This window comes from Myroides sp. DF42-4-2 (assembly GCF_030326445.1).
GTDB lineage: Bacteria > Bacteroidota > Bacteroidia > Flavobacteriales > Flavobacteriaceae > Flavobacterium.
The window spans coordinates 33935-44169 of the sequence record NZ_JACAKI010000014.1 but is presented as its reverse complement, the minus strand read 5'-3'; the positions used below and the strand labels follow the sequence as shown (position 1 = coordinate 44169).

At 35.1% G+C, this 10235-nt stretch carries 4 protein-coding genes and 1 pseudogene; all 5 read right to left on the bottom strand.

Annotation, left to right across the window (positions count from 1 at the left end):
• Positions 1-486, bottom strand: a 486-nt coding sequence (locus tag HX062_RS11185; protein WP_502888504.1) for a phage tail-like protein, incomplete at its 3' end; no start/stop codon positions are given.
• A gap of 245 nt (positions 487-731) precedes the next feature.
• A complete protein-coding gene (locus HX062_RS11180; protein WP_286467462.1) occupies positions 732-2693 on the bottom strand; it encodes an OmpA family protein in 1962 nt (653 codons plus the stop codon).
• Between the two features lie 13 nt (positions 2694-2706).
• Positions 2707-3636 carry a PorP/SprF family type IX secretion system membrane protein gene (locus HX062_RS11175; protein WP_286467461.1) on the bottom strand — a complete coding sequence of 310 codons (930 nt, stop codon included), beginning with the start codon at positions 3634-3636 and terminating at the stop codon, positions 2707-2709.
• Between the two features lie 11 nt (positions 3637-3647).
• A complete protein-coding gene (locus tag HX062_RS11170; protein WP_286467460.1) occupies positions 3648-4964 on the bottom strand; it encodes a T9SS type B sorting domain-containing protein in 1317 nt (438 codons plus the stop codon).
• Positions 4965-6132: 1168 nt separating this feature from the next.
• A pseudogene (locus HX062_RS11165) lies at positions 6133-10235 on the bottom strand (hypothetical protein); the annotation flags it as partial.

Genomic DNA, 10235 nt, shown 5'->3' with positions numbered 1-10235 from the left:
GATAACTACAGGTGTTCCTGCCTCATTGGTATAAGTGTATTGTCCATTACCTGAAGCATCTTTTACTAAAGTCGTTATTACATTTAATTTTTCTAAATCTATAACTACAAAATTATTATGTGTATCATATAATTTCAATAGTTCTTCTTCCACTACAAACTTACTAATAATCGGAAAATCTACTACTTTGTCATCAATTTCAGTCAATAAACGAGTCCAAGTATTTTGTTTCCAAAAATAATATCCTGGCTGTAATTGTTCACTAGCTGCTGTATTATATACCAATAAACTTTCTACATTTCCGTTGCTTATTGTTTTATTATCTGTAAGATTCTTCAATGTAACCTGTGGAATTAAAATCCCTCGCTTATCAGAAGATATCTCAAGTTGAGATGATGGATTAGGAGTTGCAGTCCCTATTCCAACTTGAGCGTGACTTATTGCACTTGCGCAAAAAGCACTGAGTAAAATCCATCTTTTTTTCATTTAACTAGCTATTTTTATTATACTTAAAGTGTTTTATTTTATGACATTTATATCCTATTTTGTGCTTTTAGAAACATATCTTTTTTTCTATTTAGAATGTAAATTTCAATAGTTAGGCCTTAAAGCAGGATGAGATGTATTGTAATCATCGTTAACTATACTCTAATTACTCTACAGGTCCCCACTCCTTCTCATCCTATTGCTTTAATGCCTTTACAAAATTTTACTATTTATATGTAACTTTCTTATACCTCTGTAATAATAAACTCACTACGTCTATTTAATTGGTGTTCTTCAGCAGTACACGGTACGCCATTGCTACACTTGTTGAGCAATTGACTCTCTCCGTAACCTCGACCGTTTAAACGACTTGGGTCTATACCTTGTTCAATCATCCACTTGATTGTTGATTTCACACGACGATCTGATAAACTCATATTATAAGCATCATTTCCTCTACTGTCCGTATGGGAACGAACATCAATCTTCATCGTTGGATATTCTTTCATAACCTCTACTACTTTCATGAGCTCAATCGAAGCATCTCTGCGGATATTCGATTTATCAAAATCAAAGTAGATCGGTTGCAACTGTAATTTCTTGAATAAGTCATCGTTAACCTCTAGTGGTTTCTCCGTTTTTTCTAATCCGATATTCACCGTCTTTACCCCTGGCTCTCGATTGATATTAAAGGCTACTTCTACAGTATTGTAAAGTTCTTTCTCAGCTTTGATGCGGTATTTATTTCCACAATCTAACAAAGTAGTGATATAATATCCTTTGCTATTAGTGTATAAAGTATCTAGTTTCTGATACAAGCCATTCGAAATTACAACTCGTGCATTGACTAGGCGTTCATTGGTGTCTTTATCATAGACAGTTCCTTCGATACTTTGTTTACACGGTTTCTCCGCTAAAAAGTAAATATCATCAGATCCTTTACCTCCTGTGCGGTTTGAACTTACAAATCCTTTGCCTTGTTTTGGGTCTAAATAGAAACCAAAATCATCTAAACTACTGTTAATTGGGGTTCCCAGATTAACTACAGGACCAAAACTACCGTTGGGATAAAGCTTAGAAACAAAAATATCCATTCCTCCTAAACCAGGATGTCCATCCGAGGAAAAGTAAAGCTGGTTATCCGAAGAGATGAAAGGAAAACTCTCGCGACCTTCCGTATTGATCGTTTTACCCAAATTTTCTACTTCGCCATATCCTCCATTTTCATATAAAGCAACGCGAAATAAATCAGACTGCCCTACTGTCCCTTTGCGATCGGAAACAAAGTACAACCACTTGTCATCTGGAGTTAAAGCAGGATGGGCTGTATTGAAATTGTCTGAATTAAAAGGCAACTCCTCTACTAGTCCCCACTTCCCATCCGATTGCTTTACTGTTTTATATAATTTCAACAAAGAGGTTTTCTCCTTGTTTTGTTTGCTTCTTCCGCTGTTTTTAGAGTTGTTACGCGTAAAGTACATCGTATTGCCATCTTGTGTAAACACAGCTGTTGCGTCATTTACTTTGGATTGAAGCTCTGCGGCAAATAACTCCGGCTCTGAAAATCCAGTAGACCCAATAGTAGAACGATACAAGCTAGTAAAGCTCTCATTGGTCCAGGAATGGATTTGACTGCCACTTTGGTGATCCGTAGCACGAGCAGAAGTAAAGATAAACTGATCCCCTAAGATGGTTCCACCATAGTCGGAATACTCCGTGTTCAAATCCAACAGCTTAATGTCATAGCGATCCGAATGATTTTCGATATGCGTGAGGTAATCGCGGTTTTTGTTGTACAACTCCGTTCGAGAATCCTCCTTTTCCATCGCTGCAAACTGATCCATCAACGCTTTCGACTTGTCGTAATTCTCTACTGCTTTAAGCGTTTGAGCATAGCGGTAGTAGTATTCTGAAGTCAGCTTGGACGTGTCTTTATCTTCATACGAACCCTCAAAGAGTTCGGCATACCACTTGTTTGCCTCTACTAATTTGCCGTTGAAGTAATACGCATCTGCTAAGTTTTGTAAGATAGACGTATTGACATAACCTTTATCAGCGATGCGTTCATATACTTTGATGGCATCGACATAAGCCAAGCGATCAAAGTTTTTATCTCCTTGTTTTTCTTTTTTTATCTGGCTGTATCCTCCAAGGCTAAAGCTCAATGCTGCACTTAAAAGACCCAGTTGTATGATCTGTTTTACCATCTTTTTTTTCCTTTTAGAAGAACCTTGGCGCAGTGATGCGCTTAAAGCCGTTAAACAATGTAAAACGCATAAAAATCTCGTGTGAGCCTGAGTTGTAATTCGCCAGTTTGGTCGTTTCAGCATCGTAGCTATACCCTACAAAGATGTTCTCCGAAACTTGGAATCCTACTAACCCACTCACCGAAGCATCCCAACGGTAAGCAATACCTGCGGTAAACTTATCAACAAACATAAAGTTCGCAGATACGTCTGCTTGTAAAGGGGAGCCTTGCTCGATTTTTACCATCGCTGCGGGTTTGAATTTGATGTCGTTTGTCAAATCAAAAACATATCCTCCCGTTGCATATACGTGCACTTTCTCGCGAAGAGTTTTAATGTCGTTGTCGTTGTAACGAGAACGAGTCAACAAATTAGGCGCAGATAAACCTACATAAGCCTTATCAGAGTACAAGAACAAACCCGCTCCGATATTAGGCGTAAACTTATTCTTGATATCGCTCTCCGCTACTGGATCAGAAGGATTGTAAATGTGCAACTTGCTGTAGTTGACATCCAGTAAGTTCGCTGATCCTTTTAATCCAAAAGCCAACTTATAATTGTAATTCAAATCAATAGCGTACGATAAATCTACCGATAAGGTATTGTCGTCCATCACCCCTAAATGATCATTGACAAAGTTCACTCCTAGACCCAAGCCTGAATCCCCCAAAGGAGTATTCACTGACAAAGTAGCCGTTTTAGGTGCTCCTTCTAGACCTACCCATTGGGTGCGATATAAGCCAAATATGTTTAATCCTTCATTACTCCCCGCATAAGCTGGGTTGATGTTCGAGTGATTATACATGTATTGTGTATACTGTGGATCTTGCTGCGCATAGGTTGGCAGAAAGCCAAAAAAACCTATACTAACAAGAGCTATCTTTATTGTGTTTCTTAGTTTCATCTATTTGAGATTTAATTCGTCTCCAAATGTAAATTTGCAGCTTTCTTAATCATACGACTTCCATTGTCGTCTTTATACTCATAGGTCACCACATAGTAATACGTACCACTTGGTAACTTCTTGTTCTTATCAACCGTAACACGACCTTCGGAATACCCTCTAAATACGTTAGAACTTCCATCGCCTTGTGGATCATATCCCTTTGTCTCGTATACTTTTACTCCCCAACGGTTGTAAATCTCTACGGTATTGTTCGGATATTTGTTGATGTTGTCGATGATAAAGTAATCGTTTTTACCGTCGCCATCTGGTGTTACCAAGTTGTAAATAACGATATCCCCATCCAAGATCCAATCTTTCTTAACCGTAGCTAAGGTGAAATAGCTTGAACCTTTAATATGTGTTGGTGTAGTAACTATTTTGGAAGACATATCCACGACTCCACCTTCATCAACCCACAATTGTTGTTGTGCATCCCAACGTACAATATGTAAGTTATCTTCAGGCTTAACTAACAAATCGGAAAGTGTTGTACGTTCGTCCCAACTCAAACTCAAAACAACACTCTGTTCATCTACTGAACTTCCCGATATTTTCCAATATTCTTTATTATTTATATCTTGGATTACTCCTGCTGTTTCTTTATGTTGATTAAAAAATAAAAAATCATCCTTGTAATATTGTGCTACAATTGTAGACTCCTTTTTAGTAATTGCACTAATATAAATAGGTCGATAATAATCTCCTTGTCCTATTGGATACTCAAATGGTTCATAACCAATTTTTTCTACTTCACCATCTATAAAACCATGATCTCCTACATTTTCATGTTTCGAGTTAGGCAAAAAACTCACCATACCCATCGACAAAGGCTCTTCTGACTTTTTTGAGGCATCTACTTTAATAATTCCATTTTTGAAAGAAGCTAGTCCTTGGATATCTATATTATTCTTCAAATCGAAAGCAATACCATCTAATTTACTATCAAATACAATGTTATAAAAAGATGATAGACCTTTACCTTTAATCAGCTTAGCATTTGTTTCATCATTTAAAACAAAATAAGCAGAAGATGTCTTATGTATAGATGACATACCATAAATTCCGTCGTTGGTAAAGTCTTTATAAAAATAGATATCCCCATCGTTGGTAAATTTTCCTTTAGACGTATTAATAAAGTCAAACTCTGTAGCAACAATAGTTCCTGGAGAAACAGAAAATATACCTGTATTTACTAATTCAATTTTATCTTCTTCTACTTGAGCATGAGATACATAATAAACATTGCAAAATAGCAGCAAAATTATTTTTAAACAGTTCTGATTCATACTTATTTTAAACACTTTAATAATATCTTTTGGTTAATTTTACAAATATATTTACATAATTTACAATAATTATAACAAATAAAAAATAAATAGAATATAATTTATCATAAACACTATTAATATATATATTTAAATCCTATATATACAGCTGTAATTGCTATATAAATCTTGACTTTTATAAATAAAACTTTGGTCATTTTAGTACAAGAAAACAGTCTTCCATAATCTAAAAAACTAAAAGAAATTTTCAACTTAGTCCTTCATATATACTATAAATAGTAATATTCTATAATAACAGCTCCTTTTTTAGAGTCAGAATGTAAACAGGTATACCAGAATACACTCTATGAGTATTATTTCTTACTCAACTATAAAAAAATAAAAGCTCATTAAATAACATTAAAACATCACATAAAACAAAAATAAAATTGTATTATTTTTTGATATTTTATCAAATTAAGCACAAAAATAAAAACTAAAAACAACAAGAAAAATACAAAAACTCTTTCATTAACATTTTTTATCCAAAAAGTATACTCCCTAGTAAATAATTTAATCTCATAAATATTTAACTACTTTATTTATTCTTTAAAACAAACAAAGCCAATTATAACTATAGTTACTCCCCTATTCGGATTACTAAATTTTAAAAGCTAACACTTACTTTCATTTAAGTAATGTAACGGAAATAAAGAATTTAGTATATCCTACTTTATAAAGATGAAAATTTAAAATTTACGTTAAAACAATAAAAAATCAAATAATTGAAAAGAAAACTATCTAATACTGAGTTAGAAAGTAAAATATTTTAAAAAAGAACTTGTCTTTGTAAGAGTACTATAAACTTTCATTTATAAGTATGAAAGCAAAGTTTTAACTGATAAAAACATTTATAGTTTTATCAAGCATAAAGTTATATATGTGAAATTGTAAACTCAATAATAACTGACATTAAAAACTCTTATATTTAATAAGTTTACAAAGAGGTCCTCACATCTTTTTTACATTTTTATTCGTTAAATTTATCTTTAACAACACAAATACCATACTATTAGATGAAATAATTAAATAAAAAATCTGCTTTAGTTAAAAACCAAAGCAGATTTTTTATTTAATTATTTCTAAAAGATCCGTTTTTGACCTATTGTATAAAAACTTAATTAAAACACTATTCTTTTACTTCAAGTACAATATTCAAATATGAATTATCAGTTATAACAGCATCTTCTTTTATTTTATAACTGAAAACCCCCTCGTTGTTAATTGATAGCGTTTCAAAGATGCTTTCATCCAAATAAGTAATATAAAAGTTCAATTCACTAGCAGGCAAAACAGGAAGTTTAGCATTAGCTCCTGCATCTGGACTAGCATATTTCGGTTGACCAAACTGTTTGGCATAGTCCTCATAAATATTTCTACTGCCACTTAATCCAGGTGTTACATCCAAATAAATTGAAGGAAGATAGAAAAACTTAGGCATACTAGCTTTGATTGATTTATAAACTACACCTCCATTTCCATCTGCGACCAATACGGCTCCCTCCTTTTCCGTTGCAGAAGAAAGCTTTTCTGCTGTAACATTTTTAGCTGCTATTTTCTCTGTTGTGATTGCTTCATCTTTAATCACTGTACCGTAAACAGAATTTCGTTTCAATTGAGTATATCCGACAGCATCGTTATTGATTTTTTCAGTTGTTACCGCCTTGTCCATTAACTTAGCAGAAGTAACTGATTTATCTTGTAAATGTTTAGTTTCAATTGATAGAGCATTCACTTCTAACGTTACATCTTGTAACACAGCTCCTACACCTCCACTGACGGCGCTAATCGTACCACCTTGCACAATATTTCCTTTTGATAAAAGTTCTTCTGTTGTTCCAAAATTAAAGCCACCTTCTCCATCGGTAATTAAAACTTTTTTTGCTTCTTGTGAATCTCCCCCTACCACAGAAGACATTTTATCTATCGTCACAACTTTAGTCCCTAAATGTTTAGTTTGAATACCTGCTTCATTTACTTGAATAGAGGCTGGAGCTAAAAGTATTCCTTCTTGACTAGATACCACTAAAGAAGAATCAGTATCTAATTTTCTTCCATAAGTTTCCATAGCAACAAATCGAGCTTCACCATCTCCCATTGCTGTTAATATAGTTCCTTTAGGACTATCTTGCGCATCTAACTTAATCGATGTAATCGTTTGATCTGCAATTTTCGTATTAGTTACGCCTAAATCCATTAAACTAATTGTAACATCTTTTAATGCTGCTTGTTCTCCATTTAATACAGTGATAGCATCTCCTGCTTGAACAGTTTTTCCAGAGTTTGCAATGGTCTCGCTTACTGTTTTATACGACGCTCCTCCTTCTCCATCTGTAACTAAAACCAATCCTTCACTTTCTCCTTTAGTACTTATTTTATCAGTAGTTACCACTTGATTTCCCAAGTGTTTCGTTTGAATTCCACTTGGTGCTACTTGAAAGTTTACTGTTTGTAAAACAGCCTGTTCACCTCCTTGAATCAAAATTGAAGTGTCTGATATAATCGGTTTTCCCTTTTCTGAAACGGCTTGTTCCAATGAAATAAAATTTACTTTTCCGTAACCATCTGCTAGTAAAACAGCCCCCTCCGTTGCTGCTATTTCAGCAGTTATTGAACTAATTTTATCGATTGTAACTGCTTGATTTTTCAGATGTTTTGTATCTATCCCATCTTCAGCAACGGCTAATGTTGTGGCTTTCAACAAAGCTTTATTTCCTGCTGCCACTTCAATTGATCCATCAGATAACAAATCTGCTCCTGCGTCAGAAAAGACATTTTCGTTCAACACTTGATAAGTTACTGTTCCTTGTCCATCTGCTGTTAAAACAGCGTGATTTGCAGCGCCTTCTGAAGAAATCTTCGCAGTTGTCACAGCACCATTTTTCAACTTACCAGTTGTAATTCCCTGATCTTCAATACCGATCTCTGTCTTTGCTAATACTGTCGATTGTCCATTTCCAACAAGAAATTCCAACCCATCATGCAAGATTAAATCCTCTCCTTTTTGTTTAATACTTTCCCTATTTACGTAAGTAAAACCTCCTGTTGTTGTTGTAACCATCACCATTCCCGGATCAGCTCCCTCACTACTTAATTTTTCAATTTGGACAGTTTGGTTGGCTATCTGTTTGTTGGTTATACTTTGATCTTGAATTCCCAAAGTCAAATCTTTTAATAAAGCACGTGTTCCTGTTACTTCTTCTCCTTCATTATTGGGTAAAATAATGATAATATCATCTGTTGTCAGATTTCCTGCTACTTCATCATAAATTTGTTCAAGTTCTCCCCACTTAGTTCCTCCATCCGCTGCACTTAACAACACACGACCTTCTCCTACTGTACCAGAAGTAATTTTTTCGTGAGTAACAGCTAGGTCTTCAAGGATAGCAGTACTTACTGATTGATTAGCTAATTGTTGTGCTGTAATACTCTTTTCTTGAATGTTCAAATGCACATCTGCCAATACTTTATCTACACCTTGATCTGAAGCAACAATAATACCATCCGTTGTAATTGTTCCTCTGTCTTTCAATACATCAGCAGTTAGCGGTTGATAGCTAACTTCTCCTTCTTCACCTACCATTGCAACTGTTCCTACTGCTGCTGTTCCTGCATTTAATTTAGTTGCAACAATTGACTGATCAGCAATACCTAATGTAATATCACGTAATACAGCATCCGCTCCATCTTCCGATACAGTGATAATACCATCCGTTGTAATTGTTCCTTTATCTTTCAATACATCAGCAGTTAACGATTGATAGCTAACTGCTCCTTCTTCACCAACCATTGCAACTGTTCCTACCGCCGCTGTTCCTGCTGTAAGCTTAGAAGCAGAAACAGTCTGATCAGCTAAATGTTTGTTTTTTACACCTCCTTTAGCTAAGGCAACACTAACCGTTTTTGTTGAATCACCAACCAAAACATTTTCTCCACCAAACACGAGAATACTCTGTTCTTCATCTCCTACAATATCACCTTGTACTACTTGGGTTATTGCTTCACCCATCGGCATAAATACAGCGCCACCTGCCCCATTTGCTGTTAAAACAGCTCCTTTGTCAGCTGCTTCAGACCCAACTTTAGCTGCAGTAACCGCTTTATTTTCTAGGTGTTTTGAGACGATTCCATTTGGTGCAACCTGAAGTTCAACAGCCTGCAATAAGGCAGAAGAAGCATCTCCCTGAAGAATCAAAGAATTATCCGTTGATAAACCTTGCCCATTTAATACAGTAGATATCGCCTCATATTTTACACTTCCATCTGCCTGAGCTACAGGTACAAAACTACTTCTTCCAGTTCCTGCCCATAATTTGCGTTCTGTTACAGCTCCGTCTTTTAATTGAGCTGTTTGTACCGCTTTGTCTTGCAAATGTTCTGTTCCTACAGCAGCTTGAGCTAAAGATAGATTTACATCTTGCAATACTGCCTTATCCAGCGATTGACTATTGTTAATCAAAATCCCTCTACCACTTAATGTACCTGTTTGATTGTCTAATACTTCCATGCGATCCACCAAAGTTTCAAGTACCTCCTGTACATTAGCATGCCCAGTTCCAAGTGTAGAATCATCAACTATAATATGATTTGCTCTAGTATCCAGTAAGTGTAAAACTTCCTTTTTATCAGCAAACACAAAAACCCCAGGTTCTGTCTCTTCAATAGTCAATGTATTGGCATCGAAAGTAACACCTACTGATTCTGGAATAAAATTACCGTCTGAATCAAAGCAAGACTCGTTATAGTATATAAACGTTCCATTGCCTAAATCTTTGATTAGTGTAATCGCTTGGTTGGAAGCCAATACTTCTTTGATAACTTCATCTGTGGCATCTATCCATTGCACTTCACCTGAAGTATTGGTAATTAACAATTGTCCTTCTTTACCAGGTTTAATCTTATTGACAGAAACTCCTTGATCTTTTATATTGATTTTTGTCTTGGCTAAAACCGCTTGTTCTCCTCCATCAATAATCAACGCTCCATCAACATTTTCCAATGCTTTACCTTGCGTGGCAATAGATTGATATATTTCTTCTTTTACTGTTGTTTCTGTAAGAATATCGGTAATATGCTCGACTACCGTTCCTTGAATATCAATTGTCGCCAACGGTGCTGCACTTGACTGATCGTAAAAGACATAAGTACCTGCTTTTGTCTCTTCAATAGTCAATGTATTGGCATCGAAAGTAACACCTACTGATTCTGGAATAAAATTACCGTCTGAATCAA